Source organism: Candidatus Neomarinimicrobiota bacterium (assembly GCA_016784545.1).
In the GTDB taxonomy this organism is placed as follows: domain Bacteria; phylum Fidelibacterota; class UBA8477; order UBA8477; family JABMPR01; genus JABMPR01.
In genome coordinates this window covers 1-21,188 of the sequence record JADHUM010000029.1, presented here as the reverse complement: position 1 = coordinate 21,188, position 21,188 = coordinate 1, and the positions used below count along the sequence as shown (strand labels likewise).

Below are 21,188 nucleotides of genomic sequence, written 5' to 3'. Positions count from 1 at the left end.
TGTATCCAGATCGCGTAATTTGGCTTGAAAAAAGGGGCTTTCATCCTTAATTGAGGGGGAAAACAAAAAGAGGGAAATATGAAAACACCAATAAAAGCGATACTAATACTAACAATTTTAATGCTTGGCTTGGCCTTAGCACAGGATGAAGCGCCATCCCCGTGGAAAAACTCTGTTAAGGGGGGCCTAAATCTGACTCAAACGGGATTTGACAACTGGTCTGCCGGTGGCCAGAATGCCTTTGCCTGGCAAATGAATCTGAATTACAGTTTTGTACAGAACCTGGAAAAAACCACCTGGTCCCACAAGGGCAAGTTTTTGTATGGGGCCACAAAAACGGGTAACAAGGAACTACGCAAGTCAGTTGATGAAATCAAAATGGAAAGCGTTTTGACTTATAAGCTGGGCTCAAAGATTAATCCCTTTGTCGCCGTCACGGGAGAAACACAATTTGATGCGGGCTATGATTATAGCACGGATTCATCATTTCAGATCTCTGCCTTCCTGGATCCAGGTTATTTCAGAGAGAGTATTGGTGTGGGGTATGCCATCAATGAAAACCTGGGAACACGTCTTGGCTTGTCGTTCAAACAGACAGTTACCTCTGACTATCCTGCGCCCTACGCTGATGACCCCAAGACGACTGAGATTGAAACCTTGCGAAGTGAGATTGGTGCAGAGTCAGTCACTGACTTCACATACAATGTTTCTGAGAACACAGAATACGTTTCCAAACTGGAATTGTTTTCCGCCTTCTCATCCTTTAGCAACATGGATGTGAACTGGGATAATACACTCACGGTAAAAGTCTCTGAGTATATCAACATGAATGTAAACTTCAAGATGGTTTACGATAAAGACGTTTCCGAGAAGCGTCAGATTAAACAATCCATGGCTTTTGGAGTAAACTACACTTTTATATAGACAGGCCTTACAGTTTTTAAAGCCCGCCTGATGGTGGGCTTTTTTTATTTGCATCCCAAAGCATTTTCGATTAACATAGCTTCGTCGAGAGGCAACCATCTTCAAACAAACCATGAGAAGAACATTGTTATTGTGTAGCTACAAACCAGTTGTTGGTTTATGGTAAACTGTTTCCCAAAAAAGGAGACACAGGGCCTCTTTACATAAAACAAAACCCCATAAATCATGTTGGGGTAAACAATCAAAAAGCGAACAGGGTAGAGTTTTATCTATAGGTTAAAACTCATCCAAAAAGAAAGGAACGATTATGAATCGTTTTAGAAGCATCCTTTTAAGTGGGCTGGTGGCGCTTTTGATGGTTGGGTTTGTAAATGCAGGTGATGTTGACCAGGGCACTCGGCCGGTGGACGTAGATGGTGGTATAGATATCTATATTGGAACATGGGACGCCAATACGTCTCAATGCCTCTCAAGCACAGCATCGAACTGTTTAAAGATCGGTATCAGCATCGATTTTGAATGGCTGAAGAATCTGTTTAATTAACAAAGAAACAACAGGGCGGGGTAAAACCCGCCCCATACAGGGTGTTCACATGATAAAAAAGAGTTTGTGCTTTATGTTCCTGGCAGTACTCGCTTTTGGTCAATTTGAAGTAATAAGAATTTCAGAGGAATTGTCTGGGCAGACAAGAAGTAGCCTCTGGCATGTTTTTAAAAGCGGAGCAATTATAATTAACAACACGGAAGTGATCATACCAGACAAAAGTAGCTTGTTTTTACAAGGAAGGTCCGCCCCTCACGATTACACGAGGATAGACTTGAGGCGATACAAGTCCGATTCTTTTATAGTATATAAAGTCACAGCCAACAATAATATATATGCATATTCTGTTTTAGGTGGTGATGGTCGCAGGTATATCTTTGAGCGTAAAAAGAAAACAGGAGAAATTCAGGGTCCTGTATTAAGACATGGATTGGTAGCAGAAAGGATGTTCTTGCTTGAGAAGAACAATCTTGTGGCTACCGGTGCATACAGACCGGAGTTAATGGGTTTTTTGGATCGATACATGAAAGGTTCAATTGAAGAGCAAAGAAAAAATGCAAAAGAGAAATACGATCCGCTTTACGAAAACCATAAGGCGTACACCATATCAGTTTATGATAACGATTTAAATGAAATTGATTCTGGAAATGTAATAGATCGGACAGGAGATAATGCCCGGGCTTTTGAAGGGCTGTTTTTGACAATTGCTGTGGATTTAGCCAAGGATAATGTCTTATATCTTATTGATAATGACCAGGGTTATGTTGTAGAGAAATATACCAACCTCACAAAGTTTGACTCAAGCTTTGAAATTAAAAACTCTAGCTTTAAAAAGTTACCGGCCTTTATGACAATGAAGGATCTGGATGATTTCAGAGCCAAGAACAGAGCATATTCGGTGCCCTATGCGTTATACGAAAAAGATGGATTCTTGATGACCTGTTTTTTTCAGGCTCCAGAGTACTTTGACCCTATAGACCCACCATACTATTATGATATCTCGACGGTTGCTGGAGAGACAATGCACTCAGGAGTGCTTGATTATCCTGTCCTGTGTGAGGATGATGGAAACAAAGTGTTTTTCTATGTGAAGCAGGAGGGCGGCTGGTTTGAGGATGACCTGCATTTTCTGGTGGGTGTTACCACCGATGATCTATTGAAGGGATTGGTTTCAAAGACCAGTATCGATGCCAGCATTGAAAACTATAAAAATATTGAATGACGATGGATCAGAACGATGAAAGACAGGAAAGCTCTTGCGGGTGTGCTGAGGTGGTTGTTTTCCATCGGTTTCTTTTTCCTGGCAATTAACAAAGCTGGCTTAATTCTGAAACACGGTCTGGATCCGTATGTTGTCATTACTGGAGCCGCCGGTCTTCCCAAAATATTTAGTTATTACGGAATCGTGGCCGTCATTATAGAGTTTTGCTTTGCAGTGGGGGTGTGGATTGATAAAGTATTTCGACCGGTTATTGTAGTTGCCGGCGTGTTGACATTATTCGGGATAATAATCAGCGTTGCACTCATTGCTTTTAAAGTCCAGTCCGAATGTGGGTGTGGATTACTGGGCGATAATGAGTATGGATTGCTGACTCAAAAGGTCATCATCATGACGGGCTTGATCGTTCTGTATAAAAACAGGCGTACGCTTTTTATAGGCGACGCGACGCACTAGCGCAGCTATTAGCATGCCTTATACAACCAAGTTAATATCTTCTTGTTGTAATTGTCGTGAGAAGGTCAAGCAGTGGGGATCTACGGGTTTGGCGTTATTGTCGAAACCGGGGTGTCCGAGAACACAAAAAGGGGCCCGTAGTGATGCCGACCCCAAAGCATTATGATTCTTAATCCAGAGTGATTAGTTTTTCGAAGAGATCTTTATTTTCTTTTAATTTTTCTTCGTTTCCATACACACAAATCGGGCTGTTTTCAAGAATAGTTAAAACCATTTTCTCATAAGACTTCACATCATCCAGGGTTGTAGTTAAAACTGCCGTTCTCTCACGTTGAAGTTGTTCTTGAGTGAGATTGGTAAAGTACCGCGCTACTGCTGTATTCCCTCGCTGTGAGGCTGTCTCTGGTCGATCCATACCTGAGATGGTCCCAATAATAAAACGTGTCATTTCCATTTGATCAATATCCAGGGTTGATAAGAATTCCGGTGTCTTGGCATAATTCTCAAGAGTACTTCTAAGATTTGGATCACGGTAGGAACCAAAGTATACCTGACCCGTTGGAGAAAAGCGGGCGAAGCCTCCATAAGCTCCCCCAATGACACGGACCTGATTCTTTAACCACTCCCTTGAAATTATCTGATTCAGCACACGGATTTTACCGTCCCAAGAATAACCCAGATCAGTAAAGTCAGTCCCCTGAAGCACATACTGAACTTTTGACGCAGCCATGAGACCTTCGTTTTTCATACTGGATTTAAGAGCCAAATCTCGAAAAGCAGGTTTCTGCTTCCCTAGACCCCTGGAGAATCCCTTAAGCTCTTTCCGGAAGACGCCGATTGCATCATCAGAGCACGTCGTGGAGGCGACCATGTTCTTTTTATTAAACAGGAGCTCGGATACTACAGACAATTCATTCATTAGACCTGCCTGCCGTTCATCAAAATTGTCAACCAGGTCTTTGATAAACCAGTAGTACTCAAGACCGCCAGTCAATTCATCAAACATACCCGCGTTGGTTGTATAAGAGAAGAGTCTCGTCCTGGCATATCCCAGACCATCGCGCTTTACGTTGGCCGACAAGCGTGAATTATGTCGAGTCAGCACATCTTTTATTCGTTCAATATCGTTCAGTTGAGAATGTCTCAAGATTTCTTCGGCGAAGTCAAAAGCCTTTCCCTGGTCAGGTGACATCACTTTGGTTGATAACACAAACTTTGGTATTAGTTGATCATCATCTCGGTTTTGAAGATAACTGGTCAGGTAGGTGCTAAAGCCACCCAGGTGGGTATCCAGGGCCTTGTCAAGCTCACCAAAGGTGTAGTTCTCAGTAGCGATAGACCCCAGCAGGGTGGCCAATAAAGAGGCATAAGGCAGCTGCTCTTCGGTCAATACCCGGAGATCAAAAAACAAGCGGATATAGCTGATGTCGTTGGTGAAGGTGTCGAAATGTAAATACGGAATTCGTGAGACCCTTGATTCGTCTGCAATAAACCAATCAGCCTCTGGATTTATATCCTCAAGATCCAATAGAGGAATAGTAGCAAGGGCATCTGGCGTATCTTCAGATTTTTGATAATCAACCAACATGGCAGTGTGATCAACCAGCAGTGTCACCTCTTCAGACGAAAGACTTTCTTTGTAGGCAGACAGCTCGGTATCGGTACGGGCGTCATTTTCACCCTCCAGTCCCGGCTGTGGGTTCAGTGTAAACAGCAAGGCATGGGGATTATTGATAAATGACTTGGTGATGAGTCCTTCAAGAAACCCCAGAGGCAGAGCCTTTTTAAAATCCGCCAGGGTCTTTTCATATTCAAGGCCAATAAAGGGGTCGTCTGACCAGAACCAACTGCCCAGGGCTTGTCTATTGTAGTATAGTCCCTTCTGGGGCGTGTTGCCTTCACGGAGACTGAACTCGATGCGGTTCAATATTCCAGTTATGGCGTCTTTGTCCAGTCCTTGACGGGCATTTTTTTCCAGGGTCTCAAAAACGACCTCTTTGAACCTCTCGCCATCGCCGGGATTGGCATTTTGGACCTGAATATGCAAAACATTCTGCTTTAGATCGTCAACCCACGCACCCACATCTTTACCTATTCCAGCCTCCTGGAGTGCCAGACGAACAGGGGCAGACTCATTGTTAAACAGAGCCTGGGTTAAAACGTTCAATCCCAGACCAAGCTGATGATCAGTACTCAAACCAATGACAAAAGAAAGCGAGAGATATGTATTGCCTTCCAGCTCCGAATCTTCCGTGGCTGAGTAGACCCCAGAGGCTGAGCGCAGCGCTTCGAAGGGTGGCTGCAAGGGGATATCTACGACTTGATCAGAGGATGTATATTTTGAAAGATAGTGTTCATCTATAAAGGCCAGCTCTGATTCTGTGTCACCATCTCCATACAGAAATATATAAGAGTTGGAGGGATGATAATAGGTACGATGAAAATCAATAAAATCGTCGTAGGTCAACGTGGTGATGGCCGCAGGATATCCTCCTGATGAAAATCGGTAGGGGGTATCAGGAAAAAGCTGTTGGTCCACGAGGTAACCCAGCTCCCGGGTTGGACTTGAAAACGCCCCCTTCATCTCATTATAAACCACACCCTTGTAGGTCAGGCTTGAGTCGGCATGTTCCAGATCGTGGTGCCAGCCTTCTTGTTCCAGAATACGAGGATCTTCATAAATGAGTGGATTGAAAACGGCATCGAGATAGATATGCATGAGCGTGCGGAAATCTTTTTCGTTCATGCTGGAAACAGGATAAAGTGTGATATCACTGCCTGTCATGGCATTGAGAAAGGTGTTTAAAGAACCCTTGGATAAAATATCAAAGGGGCTTTTTACAGGAAAGTTTTTGGACCCATTCAGTACAGAGTGTTCTAGAATATGGGGGGTTCCGGCATCCGACTCAGTAACGGTTTTAAAGGTAATGCAGAAGGTCTTGTTCAAGTCGGCATTTGAAATCTTTAGTAATCGAGCACCAGATTGCTTATGCTGAAACAAGAGGCATTCAGCATCCACTTCTTTTACAAAACGTTTTTCAACAAGCTTGAATCCTGACATTGTATCTCCAGTCTGTGGCTGTGCCGCAATAGTAATACTTAGCAATATGGCAATAAGCAGAGTCGGCATTTTAGGCATGTCTATTTCCTTTATAAAGAATGTTATGGTTGTTTCTATGAAAAACGCCCTCAAGATATAGCACACCTAATGGATAAAAGACCCCAAAAAGAAAAAGCCAGCTAAACACTGGCCTTTTCAAAACCGATTAGAATCTTCCAGGGAAATTAATCAATCACGACCCTGAAGGTAATGGTGCCGTTTCCGCCAGGCTCTAAATCAAGAGCCCTTTCATATTTAATATCCGTGACGGGCGCAGCTTGCGAGGCATCATATCCACCTGCGACTTCATGCTGAAAGGTGATGGTCATACCAAGACCTGCAGCAGAGTTTTCTACATAGGTTGCATTTTCTGGAATCGCCTGATCAACCACAACATTTTTCGCGACGCCTACACCAACGTTGGAATAGGTAACCGTATAGGTCAGGGTATCACCAGGCAATGCAGTCGTGAGATCTACGGTTTCAACCAGGAATAACTCAGGCAAGGGCATTGGAAGACCGGTTGCGCTAATGCTAAAGGTATAGGGGTTTTCGTCATTATCATTTGAGGCAACACTAATGGTCGCCGTACGTACACCCTCAGCACTTGGAATAAAGCGGATGGTAAAGTCGGTGGTTCCACCTCCAGCTGAAATGGTTGATTGTGGTATGAGGGTTACAGCAAAATCACTGGCGTGTGCTCCAGAAATGACAATATAGGGAGATGCGCCTGTCAACGTGAGGATGGCACTTCCTGTATTTTCAATGGAGTAGGTAACCCAACTGGTTGAGTCAAGTATGGTATCCTCAAAGATTGTACTGTCAGCAACACTGGGTGTTGCATCGCTGTTGGCGATAGACACGCCATTACCAAGGATGTCTATTTCCGGACTGGCAATACCGGTACCCTGAATACTGAAATTGAAGGGGTTTTCATCATCATCATTATTGGCAATACTCAAACTGGCTGACCTCAAGCCCACCGCCGTTGGATTAAAGGTGACCGTAAAGGCCAGTGAATCACCCGGGACTATCGATGATGCGCCGGGTTGGCTACTAACCAGGAAATCTCCAGCATGGGTTCCAGTAAGGATTACCAGCGGAGTTCCGGTCAGAATGAGCGTACCACTACCGATATTTTTCAGATAGAAGGTGTTTACTTGTGTGGCAGCCAGAATGTCCCTGCTCCCAAAGTCTGTATTATCCGTAACAATAGGAGAGCTGTCACCATCAGAAATGGATGCACCATTTCCCATAACTGTCACTTCAGGAGTTGCCAGACCAATACCCTGGATCGAGAAAGTAGAGGGATCTTCATCCAGATCGTTATTGGCGATTGAAATGGTTGCTTCTCTTAACCCTGCCACGCTTGGATCAAAAGTGATGGTAAACGTGGTGGAGTTATTGGTGGCAACGGGTGAGGATGGTGCACTTGTGACAGAAAAATCAGCAGCGTGATCTCCCGTTATCTCAACATAAGTAGATGGATTTGAGAGAATTAGATTTGCATTTCCAGTATTAAGGATAGAAAAGCTTTGGGCCTGGCTTCCTGTAAGAATATCCTCTGAACCAAAATCAGTGAAGTCGGAAGCAGTAGGTGTAATGTCGCCATCAGCAATAACATTCCCATTTCCACTGACCTGAATTTCTGAAGCAAGACCAAACCCTCGAATATCAAAGGTAAATGGATTTTCGTCAGGGTCGGTATTGGAAATACTGACGGTTGCCGATCTCAAACCTTCTGAAGCCGGGACAAAACGAATATCAAAACTGGTGCTGTCATTTGAGGGCACTGTAGCAGCGGGTTGCACGTTAATATAAAAGTCAGCTGCATTGGTTCCAGAAAGTGAAACCTTTGGGGTGCCATTTAAGGTGAGTGTGGCACCATTGCCATTATAGATTTTGAAAGTATAGATTACCGTATCAATTTGTGCGTTAACGGAACCAAAATCGGTATGGTCCAGTGGAGACGGTGAAGTATCACCATCAGCAATGTCAACGGTGTTGCCTTTAATGCTGATTTCCGGTGCAGACTGCTGATAAACACCAGCGTCAATACTGGAAACAAAGGCACCCGATCCAACAACAACGGCATCAGACTCGCCTGTGCCAGTATTAATATCACTGTCAACAGTATCATCACCCCCAGCATTCTGAGTTGAGAAAACATAACCAGCAGGCAAGCTGGTAAAGTATAGTCGATATGTGTTTGGGCTTAGACTGGTGAAGGAGTAATACCCATTGGCATCCGTGGTTGTGGTTGCAACACTGGTACCGCCATCAATCTTGATTTCTACGTCAATCCCGGGAACACCCGTCTCTCCCACATCCTGAATGCCGTCTTCATTCACATCAAGCCAGACAAAATCTCCAACCCCCGTTGCTTTGAACCCTGCATCACGAGTATTATCTACGCCGCTAATGTTTAGAAAGAAGGTTGATGTCTTTCCGCTGTTTGCCGGGTCGGCATCACTATCAAGGGCATCATCTCCGCCCTGGTCCAGGGGCGATAAGCTATAACCGGCAGGAGCACCAGTAAAGGTGAGGTAGTAATTTCCTGAGGCAAGACCCTCGAATGAATAGGAGCCATCAGCCGCGCTTACGGCTGAGCCCTGAAGGTTGTCGCCAGAATCATATAGGGATACGGTTATTCCAGGCATGGCTTCTTCACCGGCGTCCTGAATACCGTCGCCATCATTATCCAGCCAAACCATATCACCAATTACACCGTCTGATGGACTGGTGCCATTACCCTGAACATCAAACACGTAAGGTGACACATCTGGATCGTTATTGGCTATGGAAATAGTTGCGGTACGAAGACCAATACTGGAGGGATCAAACTGAACAACAAAGCTTGTGCTGCTTCCTGTAGTCACGGAAGCTGCAGGTGATGTTGTAACTGAAAATTCTGACGCCTGGGCTCCAGAAAACGAAATGGTTCCAATAGTCAGGCCGGCATTGCCGCTATTGCTAATGGTATATGTCACCAGTTGGGCGCCTGTTGTTATGTCGACATCACCAAACTGGGTACTATCGGATAAACCTGGTGATGTATCACCATTGGTGATGGTCACACTGTTGCCAGAGACAGTCATTTCTGGTGTTGTGACGCCAACTCCCAGAATGTCAAAGTTGTAGGGATTCTCAGTCAGGTCGCTGTTTCCAATGCTGATGGTCGCTTCACGAAGTCCTGTTGCCGAAGGATTAAACTCAACGGTGAAGGCCACGGAGCTACTGGGGGCCACCAGGGTGGCTGGATTGGAAATGATAGTAAAGTCGGCGGCTTCTGTACCAGAAATAGATATAATAGGATTGGATCCCAGAACCAGATCATCACTTCCTGTGTTGTGTATGACAAACTCCTGGGTAGCGGTTTGACCGCCGATAACCTCAACAGAACCGAAGTCTGTACCATCGGCTACAAGTGGAGACGTGTCCCCATCAAGGATGTCAAGCATGTTTCCCGTTACATTGATCTCAGATAAGGATGTAGGATCATAAACACCCATTCCCTGAATAGTGAAAGTATAGGGGTTCTCATCAGAGTCATTGTTTTGAATAGTAACGGTGGCCTGGCGCGTTCCTAGACCAGCAGGTGTGAAAGTGACTTCAAAGCTGGTTGTTGCGCTGTCGATGGCTACAGAATTGGATGGTGTAGACGAGATGCTAAATTCCGAAGCATTTGCGCCAGTGAAAGCCACATATGGAGGGGGGCCGGTCAAACTCAGCACGGCATATCCAATGTTGCGGATAACATAAGTTGCTGTCGCCGGTACACCTGAGATTTCAGCTGAACCCACATCAGTAAAGTCACCGCTCGTGGGGAAAATATCACCGGACTCAATCACCAGACCATTTCCAAGAACTTCAATTTCTTCATCGAGAGTGGACGTTCCCAAACCTTTAACGGCAAAGCTAAAGGGATTCTCATCAGAATCATTATTTGAGATAAGTACGGTGGCCTGTCTCACTCCAGTAGTTGTTGGATTAAAGGCAACCTGGAAAGTGAGCGATCCTCCAGCAGAAACTGTTGAGCCAGAGGGTTGTTGTGATACAACAAAGTCACCTGCGTTGGCACCAGATATTTGAACATAGGGTAGACCTGTCAGTGTGAGAGCACCAGATCCTGGGTTCTGAATGGTAAATGAGTGAGCAAGTGCTGAATCAAAAATATCACGACTTCCAAAATCTGTAAAGTCTGAGGTTGAAGGCGTGACATCTCCATCAACTATGTCAAGCAGATTCCCCTGAACAGCAATTTCCGGAACGGCGGTACCTGTTCCTTGAATGGCAAAAGTAAAGGGGTTCTCGTCCGCATCGTTTGTTGAAATAGAAAGCGTTGCAACCCTTAATCCCACGGCACTTGGATTGAAAAGAACAGTGAAGCTGGTTGAGTCTCCAGCAGCAATGGAGGCAGATGGATTTGCCGAAATAGAAAAGTCTGCAGCGTTTGTTCCGCTAATGGCCACATAAGGAGAGCTACCGGTTAAGAGCAGGGCTGCAGCGCCAATATTTTTTATCTTAAAAACAGAGCTGTTTGAGCCAGTATCAATGTCATGGCTCCCCATGTCAGTATCATCTGAGGTCGATGGTGTCGTATCACCATCCAGAATATCTTTCTCGCCCCCATGAACGACAATTTCTGGAGCAAGACCTGTTCCCTGGATATCGAAATCGTAGGGGTTTTCATTGGGGTCGTTGTTTGAAATCGAGACAATGGCTGAACGGAGTCCATTATCACTTGGGTCAAACGTTATGGTAAAGGTTGTGGTGCTTGAGGGAGCAATAGTTGTGGATGGTGCCGAAGTAACGGTAAAATCAGCAGCATGTGTTCCAGAAATCACAACTCTAGGTGAGCCATTTAAGGTTAAGCTTGTGGTTCCACTGGTGTTTGCGACGGTGTAGGTTACTGTCACATCGCCGCTGGCGGCGGACACAGAGCCGAAATTGGTGGAGTCGGCTGTCCCTGGAGAGGTGTCGCCATCCACGATTTCAACACTATTGCCGGAAATACTGATCTCAGGTGAACTTTGTTGTGTCAGACCAGCGTCAACTGAGCTATTGAAGGTGGCGGTGGTTATGGTGAATTGATCAGAGATTCCTGTCGTGGTGTTTACATCACTGTCAACATTATCATTAGCTCCGGCGTTTTGACTGACAAATTGATAACCACCAGGCAGGTTGCTAACTTTGATTCTATAATTACCTGGCGTAACAGCAGAAAAGCTGTAGGCGCCATCCGCATTTGAGGACGTTGCATCAATAATATTGTTTGTGTTAGCGGCATCAACCAGCTGAACGGTCACACCTGGAACACCAGGCTCCCCAAAATCCTGATCACCATTGTTGTTGAGATCATTCCAGATAAAGTCACCAACACCTGTTGCTTGATATCCAGCATCTTTACCTTCTTCAATGAGGCCAACGCCAACAAAGAAATTCGCGGTTTTGCCTGTGATGGGATCTGGATCACTGTCATGAACATCATCTCCACCCTGGTCCTGGCTGGTTAGCATATAACCTGAAGGTGGGTTTGAGAACTGGAGGTAATATTCAGAAGGGTCTAAAGAGGTAAAAGCATATGCACCGTTTGCGTCTGTGATCGTAGATGCAAGCAAGCTGTTATCAATACCGTAGAGGTCAACAGTCACACCGGCCATACCAGGTTCGTCAACATCTTGAATGCCGTCTGCATCGTCATCAACCCAGACAAAATCACCGATGGAACCAGTTGAAGGAAGAGGCGCGGGAACCAGAGGACACGACGCACCATCAGACTTGTTTAAGTCAGCTTCACCCTGTCCCACGTAGATGCTTAAACCAGAAGGTTCGATCTTGTACATTTTACCACTTTGGCTGTTGGTGGTGAAAATGTATCCATCATCTGCAGTCCAGGCTGCGCCATAATAAGCACTATTGATACTGTTGTTATAATCATCAGTCAATCTTCCGGTGATGGCTGTTGTTGAGACAACATGTGAACCAGAGTTGTATTTATAAAGAGTGGACCCATGGATACCGTAAAAATATCCATCAGCATCCAGATAGGCCATGTCAATGGGAACAAAGGCAGTCCCACTGGTTGACTGGGTTGTTATGGTTCCTGTACTGGCATCAAAAATACCTACCGTTGTACCGGCAGCATCCCAAAAGTACATGTTCCCCAAAACATCAAAATCTGCTCTCCAGGATAAAAAAGGTACGGTTACAGATAACACTTCAACGGTATAATTTCCATCAATTCGGATGATTTTATTCCCAGCTACATCTCCATCCTGTTCAAAGGCATAGAGCATTCCATCTTCAAGGTTATATCCTACGCCATTAATGTGATACCCAACCGTACTTGCAATATCATATACATAGGGGTTCACTGTGGCGTCCATGGCGGCAATATCACCATCATTGCCCCAGATATGGAAGAACCGGGAAATACATGGAAAGGGTGTTCCCTCCACCTTGCCATATCCTGTCAACCAGAAGGTGTAAGGAGACTCATTGCTATCATTGTTCTCAATGGAAACAGACACATTGCGGACGCCTGTTTGGGCGGGATCAAACAGTACCGTAAAATCAGAACTCCCTCCAGCGGGAATGGAAGCTGATGGCATGCTCGTAACCGAATATTCTCCAGCGGCATCGCCACTCAGTTCTACCCGTGGATTGCCTGTCAGAGCCAGTGTTGAGTCACCAGTGTTGTATATTGTGTAGGTTGCATATGCTGTGACCAATATGGGATGAACATCACCAAAGTCAGTGCTATCAGAGAGAGATGGAGTGGCATCGCCGTTTGAAATATTGTTGTCGTTACCTCGAACTTCAATCTCTGGATAAGTTAAACCAAAGCCTTCTACTGTGAAGGTGTAGGGGTTCTCATCACTATCATTGTTTTCAATGCTGATGACTGCAGTCCTTGTGCCGGCAGCAGAAGGGTTGAAAGACACATTAAAAGGAACACTTCCAGCAGGCGCTACAGGTGTACTGGGTTGCAGGGTTATTGAAAAGTCAGAGGCGTGAGTACCAGAAATAATAACCAATGGAGTGCTTGCTAAAACCAGGTCCTCCGTGCCTAAATTGTTTATCATGAATGTCTGGCTACGGGATGCACCTATAACCGAAACCTCACCCAAATAGGTGCCGTCAGTGGGGGAAGGCGTATTGTCGCCAGAGGTAATAGAGGTCAACTTTCCCTGGACCTCAATCTCTGAATCGATGCTGCCATCAAGGTTCCCCGTGCCCTGTATGGCAAAGGAGTAACTACCCTCATCCAGATCATTATTACTAATCGTTAGCGTGGCTGAACGCGTCCCGGATGCCAGTGGATCAAAGGCAACCTGAAAGCTGGTGTTTGCTCCAGATGCAACCGTACTGGCTGGAGCACTATAAATACTGAAGTCTCCGGCATGCACACCGCTAATGGCTACCAATGGCCAGGCACCAGTGAGATTTAATGTGGCAGGGCCTGTATTGTAAATAGTATAGGTGATTATATGTGAACTTCCACCAACCACAGAGGCTCCAAAATCAGTAGAGTCATTAAGGGAGGGCGTTAGATCTCCACTTGCAATAGATGTTCCAGTAGCCTGTATATCAATTTCGGGATTAATGGTTCCTGTGCCCTGAATATTGAAGGTGTAGGGGTTTTCATCGGCGTCATCATTCGTAATAGAAACTGTTGCCTGACGCAATCCTGTCGCCGGAGGGTTGAAAGTGATTTCAAAAGTTTGAGTTCCACCTTGTGCCGTAACTGTGGCTGAGGCGGGTTGCTGGCTAACCGTAAAGTCGGAGGCGTGGGTGCCAAAGACAGTCACTCGAGGGGAACCGCTCAGGGTTAAATTCCCAGATCCTGAATTGTTGATTGAAAAAGTATGAATGCCTGACCCGTAGTTTATATCCGTATTGCCAAATTCTGTGTCATTGGTTGGGGCTGGTGTTGTACTTCCATCGGGAATGGAAGCGCCATTCCCTGTGATATCCATCTCCGGAGTTGCAGAACCAGTCCCCTGAATATCGAAAGTGTAGGGGTTTTCATCAGGATCATTATTTGAGATGGAAATGGATGCCGTCCTGCTACCTGAAGCGCTGGGGTCAAAGCGGACCACAAAGAAAGAGGTTCCCCCACCAGAATTGATGCTTGCTGTTGGTTGGGTTGTTACCGAGAAATCCGCAGCATGGGAACCTGAAACAACCACAGCTGGAGAACCACTTAATGAAAGAGCACTGCTTCCGCTGTTAGAAATAGTAAAAGTATGATTTACCAAACCAGTGACAATATCAGCGGTACCGAAATACGTATTGTCTGTGACGCTGGGAGAGGTATCCCCATCAAAAATGGATATGCCCTTCCCTGAGATATCCATTTCAGGAGGACCGGAACCCGTGCCCTGAATATTGAAAGTATATGGATTTTCATTCAGATCATTGTTGGCAATTGAGACGGTGGCGCTGCGAAGACCAAGATCGCCGGGATCGAATGAAACAATAAAGCTCTCGTTCCCACCACTGCCTGCAATGGTATTCCCCGGCTGGGACGTCACTGTAAAATCACTGGCATGGGTTCCGGTTATGTTAACCAGGGGAGCTCCGCTCAGGAGTAAATCACCACCACCATTATTATAGATGGTAAAAGTATGGGAGCTAGAGCCAGAGACATTGTAAACAGTACCGAAATCAGTATCATCTGAAACGGAGGGACTTGTATCGCCATCGGCTATATCAACAGCATTCCCCTTGATGTTTATTTCTGGAGCTAAAACGACGGTTACACTGTAATCCTCAACTTCACCATCAAAGCCGTTGTCACAGCTTCCAGGGTAGGCATTCCACTTGGTAGAAACACGCATAGTGGTAGTACCCAGAGTTGCTCCTGCAGGTATGGTTATAGAATAGGGAGATGCTCCCGTGAGACCACTTACAACATTAGTTGCTGTACCCAGAGTGTAGGCCTCGCCAGCATCGGCAAAATCCAGATCCTGGTTCCAATCAATCCATGCCATGGTGTTAACGGTATAGTTTCCATCGGTATTTACATAAACGCTCAGGTCATAGGTGAAGTCTCTGGAGACCGTGGTTGACATGGCTGTGAAATCTGAATAATCATTGTCTTCAAGTATTGTTGAATTATCCAGGGTATTAAATACGACCTGTCTAATTCCAGTGAAATAACCGTCAGTGGCATCACCTGTTGACGCGCACTGTCCAGATGCTTCAGTACTGGTTCCAAACATGACAAACAGGAACAGAAAAGACAGTCTGTAAAAAGATCTGGTACTGGTGAAGTTGGTCACTGAGCTGAATGAGGGCGCAGCGTTTTTTGAATGAATGGCTTGAGTAGGAGTCATATTATTCAGGATCCAGTTTCGTTACTGAGAATGTATTTTTGATGAGAACTGTCGTGTAACAAGTGAACCGCGTCATGTGTATAGCTTGGCGCGACAGGGCGAAAAACAAAAACAGTTTTGTTAAATATTCTTTCCATAGGTTCCTTTATATATGTCAAAGGTCGTGCCAGTAGAAAACACATCCCTTAAGTGTTTAATAATGTGGGCGATAAGCCTGGATTATCCTAGCCATAACTAAAGCAGTGTGTTAAGTATATCTGACGAGTTTTTGGGGAATGTAATATTATGGAGACAGTAAATGACAAAGGCAAGCAATTGAAGAATGGTGATTCTTGAGGCGCCAGGGGCAAAAAGCAGGAGAATCTATTCTGGAGAAATCAATGAAGGGACCGATGGGTGGAAGGAAAATCAAGCAATAAAAAAGTAGAGCATAGGCTTTAAAAAACCCACACGAAAACTAAATGACTCCCAGACGGTTCTGCTCTTTTTTACTCATGCTTTTCACCACCAAGACATAAGAATCTTCAATAAGTTTTTTCACGAGATCAGCGTCAAGACTGCCATCGAGAATAACCGTATTCCAGTGGTCTTTATTCATGTGATAGCCGGGGATAATAGCATCGAAGTGAGACCTTAAAATATGGGCATCATCAGGATCACATTTAAGATTTATTCCAAGGGGGTTCCACTCCAGACCAACCAGGGCGAACATCTTTTTTGCCACTTTAAAAACAGCCGTTTTGTCATCAAAAGGGAAGCTTAATGATGTGTCATTGAACCCGAGCAGAATCGCTTCAAGTTCAGCATATTTCATTTTGTTATCCTTAGCGGTGATGAACGAGTCCCATAAATTTTTTTAGTTTCTCTGGGTCTAATTTTCCATCAGTACGCACACCACTGCAGAGATCAAAACCAGAGGGAAGAACTGCCTTTTTAGCATCAATAATATTATCGGGATTTAATCCACCAGCAAGTAAAACTGGAAGGGTGCTCTGCTGGCAAATCTCTCGACTGATGTTCCAGTCATGAGTCTCTCCCGTCCCGCCAAGTGTTCTCAGTTTTGCCCTGGGTTTTCCTGAATCCAAGAGAATGAAGTCGACAAATTTCGTATAGCTCAAGGCCTCGGAAACAGACGATTTATCCTGCACGTGTACAACCTGAAGCAGACGCGTTTTCGGGAGTAATTTCCGCAGCTTTTTTAGCTCAATTATCGGTAGCTTGTCGACGATCTGAATGCCCCAGGTTTTGACCGCATTAAACTGGTCAGAAATATCTCCGCAGTTGAGTTTGCTGGTGAGGAGAACCGTCCTGGTTACAGGGGGAAGCGCACGGACAATTTCAGCAATTCTATCAAGAGGAATAACACCTGGACCACTGGGCATTTCAGAGACCAGCCCAAGCAGGTCGGCACCTGCTGCCAGCGCCAGTTTTGCTTCAGTTAAAGAGTTTATACAACAAACTTTTACCAGGGCTTTTTTCATCTATATCGCATGTTTAAGAAAAACGGTTGAATTTTTGCAAAATCCATAAAAATGGCATGTAATTAAGATATATGAATCAATATGGAGGTATTTATGAGGTCTAACATGCATATATCTTAGTCTAAACGTCACCATGAATGAGGTGTATTTCAGTTAAAGTGTTGCTTTAAGTGAGCTGCAAGAGGAGCGGGAAGTGTTGTTTTAACCCCAATAAAATAAATCCTGTGCTCCTTACAAAAAGCAGGCTTGAGCTTTATAAAATCTTTCTGGGTAGTGATCCAGTAATCACAGGAATTATCCTTGATTTCAGCGAGCTGTAATGTGGAGTAACTGGCATGGTCAGGGAACGAGATTTTAACACCTGCGGGTTGGTGACACGCTTCCACCAGCTTAAAAAAATGATCTGGATTACCCAGGCCAGCGAAGAGCCCATAATTGCCTTTTAACTGGAAAAGGTCGATCCGTTTTTTCTGGTGGTCATGGACCCAATTATCCATGTCAAAAACAAGGTTATTTTCGCGGGCTTTTTGGTGGCCATTTTTACTGAAAACCACCAGGTCTGCACGGGAAGTATTTTGGATTCCTTCTCTCAAATTACCCCATGGCAATAGGCGGGGTTTTGGAGAAGATTGAAAATCAACAATCAAAATATCCAGGTCACGGTGGAGTCGACGATGTTGAAATCCATCATCCAGAATAATGACATCCGGGTCAAAATTATTTTCAATATATTGAGCTCCCTTGACTCGGTTTTCAGAGACAACAACGGGAACTCCAGTAAAATTTTCAGCAATCAAAAAGGGCTCATCTCCTGAGTCAGTTAAGGTCGCCTTGAGACCATTTTCATCCGCCACAACCTCAAGACCTTTTGACGACCTTCCATAGCCCCGGGATAAAACAGCAGGCTTTTTTTGGATGCCCAAAAAGTACTGAACCAGCGCTTGAACCAGGATGGTTTTTCCACTGCCTCCTGTAGAAATGTTGCCCACTGAAATGATGGGAGTTTTAACAGAGAGAGTTTTAAAAACACCAAAATCGTAAGCCCGATTTCGAAGCCAAATAAGGAAGCCATATTTAATCGACAGCACAATTCGGACAGGCAAAAACCAGGGGGCGGTATATAGATAATGTGAGAGACTCATCAGGACCAATTAATAATAATTATCCAGTTCATCCTGGTGCTTTTTACATAGCTGGCTGGCAGCCCTGAGGGCCTCATCCAGATCCCTTCCACGAAGTTTTGGATTCACTTTAATGGGTTCACCAAAACTGGCAATAGCTTTTGAAAAGGGAAGCGGGATGGCAAATTTGTCCCAGCCTTTGGCCCGAAGTGCCCACTTGGAAATCGTGGCAGTTGGAATGATGTATCCATCCAGATGCTGGGCCGCCACAAAAGTTCCTGGTTTCATTTCCCGGCGAGGTCCTCGTGGACCATCTGATGCAAAGGCAGAAATTTTTATATCCTGTTTGCGTAAATATCTAAGCATTCCCTGATAAGCTCTTCGCCCACCCCTTGTGCTTGATCCCCTAAAAGTAACATAGTTTAATCCCTCCAGAACGGCACTGGCGATATCACCATCACCAGCCTGGCTGACGATTGCCGCAGGCTTCAGAGGCGCAGTTAAATACCAGGCGATAAACATGTCGCCATGCCAGAATTGAAACACCAGGGGAGACCCCTTCTTTGCAAGGTGTTGAATTCGGGTCCAACCCCGGACTTCCAGTCTCAGGGTTTTACCAATGAGAATTACGATATTCCCACCGATCCGTCGGGCAATCCGCGAGATGCAAACCTGTGTTTTTCGATCGAGGCCCATGCCTTATTCCAAATCCTTTTCAATAGATGCAGCAATGATCTTTGCACAACCTGGTTGACCCAACAATTCTTTGAGCTTGCCCAGCTTGGTCAACATGGTCTCTCTGACTGAAGCATCTGAAATCAACTGCATGACCTCAGCGGCGATAATTTGTCCACTGGCTTGATTTTGGATCAATTCAGGGACAGCTCTATCACCGAGGATCAGGTTGGGCATGGCGATGTGTTCAATGTCTATGAGGAGCTTTCCAATGAGGTAAGAAACAGGAGCCATTTTATAAATAACCACCAGGGGGGTTCCCAGATAAGCCGTTTCCAGTGTCGCAGTTCCAGAAGCAACAATAGCCACATCAGCATGGGCCATCATGGGATAGGGATCATCATTGATGATTTTAACATGCTCTATTTGTGAAAATGGCTCATAGTAGGATTGGGAAAGCGAGGATAGTCCGGCAAGGGTAAACTGGAGCTCGCCATCTTGACTAATGAGTAGTTTAATAGTATCCAGAAGGGGCTTGACATGTTTTTCCATCTCGTTACGCCGGCTGCCAGGGAGGAGGGCGATTAACGGCTTGCTCTCATCAAGGCCATGTGATTTAAAAAAATGTGATCGCTCAGGTAGATTAAAATCTCTTTCAACCACGGGGTGACCAGCAAAAGTGACAGGGATTCCCTGCTCCTTATAGAAATCCTCTTCAAAAGGAAAAATAACAAAGATACGCCTGATGAATTTGCGCATGGTCTTGACGCGACCTTTTTTCCAGGCCCAGACCTGGGGAGAAATGTAGTAGTAGACAGGAATACCAAGGGCTTTTAGTTTCATCCCCAGCCGGATGTTGAAACCGGGATAGTCCAATAAAATGGCTGCATCAGGTTTCCGGATATTGCACTGAGTCAACACATCTGCCATTACCTGCTTAAAAAAAGAGAGATGTTTTAATACCTCAATAAAACCGGTGACTGATAAATCTTTCGCATGATACAGGGGTTCAAGGCCTTCAGTTTCCATTAAATCACCACCCAGCCCCCAAAAGATGTGGTCCGGATTCTGGGATTTCAGGGCAGCCATAAGCGGCGCTGCGTGATGGTCACCGGAGATCTCTCCAGCGACAAGGAGAAAGTTTTTGGCCTGGAGTGCTATACTTGAACCAAGAGTTGTTCGTTAATTAAATCGGCGATTCGCAGGGCTTCCATACCATCACGGCCACTGACGACAGGTGTTTGCTGAAGTCTGATGGACCTGGCGAAAGCAGCCTGCTCAGCATACATGGCGTCCAGCTGGGGTAGCTCCTGATTGGTGTACACGATAACTTTATCAGAACCCTCCATGGGGATCACACGATCTCCAGATAGATCTGACCCCTGGTTCTTCAATGCGTACATCTCTGTGGAGCCCTTCTGGAAGTCAATGGTGATATAGTGCTCAGGCTGGAAGATCCGCATTTTACGCATGGGGTTCAGGGAAATCCGACTGGCGGTGACATTGGCCACACATCCATTCTCAAAAGTGAGCCGCGCATTGGCTATATCGGCCAACTTAGAAATAACGGCCAGGCCATTAGCCTGAATATCAGTGACGGGACTTTTTACCAGTGACAGAATGATATCAATATCATGAATCATGTTCTCATGAACCACAGGATTATCAATTCCCCGGGGGACAAAACTCACCAGTCGGTGAGCCTCAATGAAGCGTGGTTCCAGAATCACGTCATCCAAAGCCGCCAGGGCTGGATTAAAACGTTCGACATGTCCAACTTGAATATTCAGGCCCAGTTTTTCAGCCAGAGTAACCAATTCCTCAGCCTCTTCAAGCGTGGCAGAAATTGGTTTTTCAATAAAAACATGTTTCCCAGCCTCCAGAGCTGATTTAGCATAGGAAAAGTGAAATTTGGTTGGACAGGTGATAAAGAGAGCATCACAAGCATCAATCAGCTCGAGATGATCACCAATTACAGGAACCCCAAATTCTGAGCCGACTAAAGCAGCTCGGTCTGCATCCGTGTCAAAAATACCCTGACAGTCCCAGTCATCATGTTGGCTGAGATGTCTCGTGTGAAAGCGGCCGATATGGCCCGCACCGATTAAACCGGCTTTGAGTTTTTGTGTATTTGCCATAGCGTGAAAATTAAGGAAAAACCATAGCGGTGAAAGCCTAATCCCAAATTGAAGTTCCCCCGTTATATCAGTTAAAATTTAGGTCAAGTTGTCGATATCGGTGTTTCTTGGTGTAAATCGGGTTGATTTGTCCAGGATTTCTGGTCAGAATGGCCGAAATACCATCACCTAAGGCATAATATCCAA

Annotated in this window: 12 protein-coding genes; 4 read left to right on the top strand and 8 right to left on the bottom strand. The window is 45.2% G+C overall.

Translation table 11 applies throughout. The annotated features are described in order from the left end of the window. Positions 1-78: 78 nt before the first annotated feature. The 4 genes from ISR87_08120 to ISR87_08105 all read left to right on the top strand — a co-directional run bounded on the left by ISR87_08120 (position 79) and on the right by ISR87_08105 (position 3,143). Positions 79-924, top strand: a complete 846-nt coding sequence (locus ISR87_08120) for a DUF3078 domain-containing protein (protein ID MBL7025409.1) — start codon at positions 79-81, stop codon at positions 922-924. 307 nt (positions 925-1,231) lie between these two features. Beyond that, entirely contained in the window at positions 1,232-1,468 is a 237-nt protein-coding gene (locus ISR87_08115; protein MBL7025408.1) for a hypothetical protein, read from the top strand. Between the two features lie 49 nt (positions 1,469-1,517). Beyond that, the gene (locus ISR87_08110) at positions 1,518-2,690 is read left to right on the top strand and encodes a hypothetical protein (protein MBL7025407.1); all 1,173 of its coding nucleotides are present in this window, start codon (positions 1,518-1,520) and stop codon (positions 2,688-2,690) included. Positions 2,691-2,705: 15 nt separating this feature from the next. After that, entirely contained in the window at positions 2,706-3,143 is a 438-nt protein-coding gene (locus ISR87_08105; protein ID MBL7025406.1) for a hypothetical protein, read from the top strand. A 169-nt stretch (positions 3,144-3,312) separates the two neighbouring features. Here the strand turns inward: ISR87_08105 and ISR87_08100 are convergent, their stop codons facing one another. The 8 genes from ISR87_08100 to ISR87_08065 form a co-directional block, all read right to left on the bottom strand. Further along, positions 3,313-6,282: an insulinase family protein gene (locus ISR87_08100; GenBank protein ID MBL7025405.1), complete on the bottom strand. Its 2,970-nt coding sequence runs from the start codon at positions 6,280-6,282 to the stop codon at positions 3,313-3,315. A gap of 146 nt (positions 6,283-6,428) precedes the next feature. After that, positions 6,429-15,587 carry a choice-of-anchor D domain-containing protein gene (locus ISR87_08095; protein ID MBL7025404.1) on the bottom strand — a complete coding sequence of 3,053 codons (9,159 nt, stop codon included), beginning with the start codon at positions 15,585-15,587 and terminating at the stop codon, positions 6,429-6,431. Between the two features lie 457 nt (positions 15,588-16,044). Next, on the bottom strand, positions 16,045-16,401 hold the full coding sequence (locus ISR87_08090; protein MBL7025403.1) for an MmcQ/YjbR family DNA-binding protein: 357 nt from the start codon (positions 16,399-16,401) through the stop codon (positions 16,045-16,047). A 10-nt stretch (positions 16,402-16,411) separates the two neighbouring features. Beyond that, entirely contained in the window at positions 16,412-17,068 is a 657-nt protein-coding gene (locus tag ISR87_08085) for a phosphoribosylanthranilate isomerase (protein ID MBL7025402.1), read from the bottom strand. Positions 17,069-17,217: 149 nt separating this feature from the next. Next, complete coding sequence (gene lpxK, locus ISR87_08080; GenBank protein MBL7025401.1) at positions 17,218-18,210, bottom strand: tetraacyldisaccharide 4'-kinase; 993 nt, start codon at positions 18,208-18,210, stop codon at positions 17,218-17,220. Positions 18,211-18,219: 9 nt separating this feature from the next. Then, complete coding sequence (locus ISR87_08075; protein MBL7025400.1) at positions 18,220-18,885, bottom strand: lysophospholipid acyltransferase family protein; 666 nt, start codon at positions 18,883-18,885, stop codon at positions 18,220-18,222. Between the two features lie 3 nt (positions 18,886-18,888). After that, positions 18,889-20,025 (bottom strand): lipid-A-disaccharide synthase, encoded by a 1,137-nt coding sequence (gene lpxB, locus ISR87_08070; GenBank protein ID MBL7025399.1) that lies wholly within the window; start codon positions 20,023-20,025, stop codon positions 18,889-18,891. Continuing rightward, complete coding sequence (locus ISR87_08065) at positions 20,022-21,002, bottom strand: Gfo/Idh/MocA family oxidoreductase (protein MBL7025398.1); 981 nt, start codon at positions 21,000-21,002, stop codon at positions 20,022-20,024. Before ISR87_08065 ends, lpxB begins: the two co-directional genes overlap by 4 nt. Positions 21,003-21,188: the final 186 nt, after the last annotated feature.

Coding starts and splice junctions, on each gene's coding strand:
- ISR87_08105 (MBL7025406.1), top strand. CDS start 2,706: ATGAAAGACAGGAAAGCTCTTGCGGGTGTGCTGAGGTGGTTGTTTTCC.
- ISR87_08120 (MBL7025409.1), top strand. CDS start 79: ATGAAAACACCAATAAAAGCGATACTAATACTAACAATTTTAATGCTT.
- ISR87_08085 (MBL7025402.1), bottom strand. CDS start 17,068: ATGAAAAAAGCCCTGGTAAAAGTTTGTTGTATAAACTCTTTAACTGAA.
- ISR87_08065 (MBL7025398.1), bottom strand. CDS start 21,002: ATGGCAAATACACAAAAACTCAAAGCCGGTTTAATCGGTGCGGGCCAT.
- lpxK (MBL7025401.1), bottom strand. CDS start 18,210: ATGAGTCTCTCACATTATCTATATACCGCCCCCTGGTTTTTGCCTGTC.
- ISR87_08095 (MBL7025404.1), bottom strand. CDS start 15,587: ATGACTCCTACTCAAGCCATTCATTCAAAAAACGCTGCGCCCTCATTC.
- ISR87_08100 (MBL7025405.1), bottom strand. CDS start 6,282: ATGCCTAAAATGCCGACTCTGCTTATTGCCATATTGCTAAGTATTACT.
- ISR87_08075 (MBL7025400.1), bottom strand. CDS start 18,885: ATGGGCCTCGATCGAAAAACACAGGTTTGCATCTCGCGGATTGCCCGA.
- ISR87_08110 (MBL7025407.1), top strand. CDS start 1,518: ATGATAAAAAAGAGTTTGTGCTTTATGTTCCTGGCAGTACTCGCTTTT.
- ISR87_08090 (MBL7025403.1), bottom strand. CDS start 16,401: ATGAAATATGCTGAACTTGAAGCGATTCTGCTCGGGTTCAATGACACA.
- ISR87_08115 (MBL7025408.1), top strand. CDS start 1,232: ATGAATCGTTTTAGAAGCATCCTTTTAAGTGGGCTGGTGGCGCTTTTG.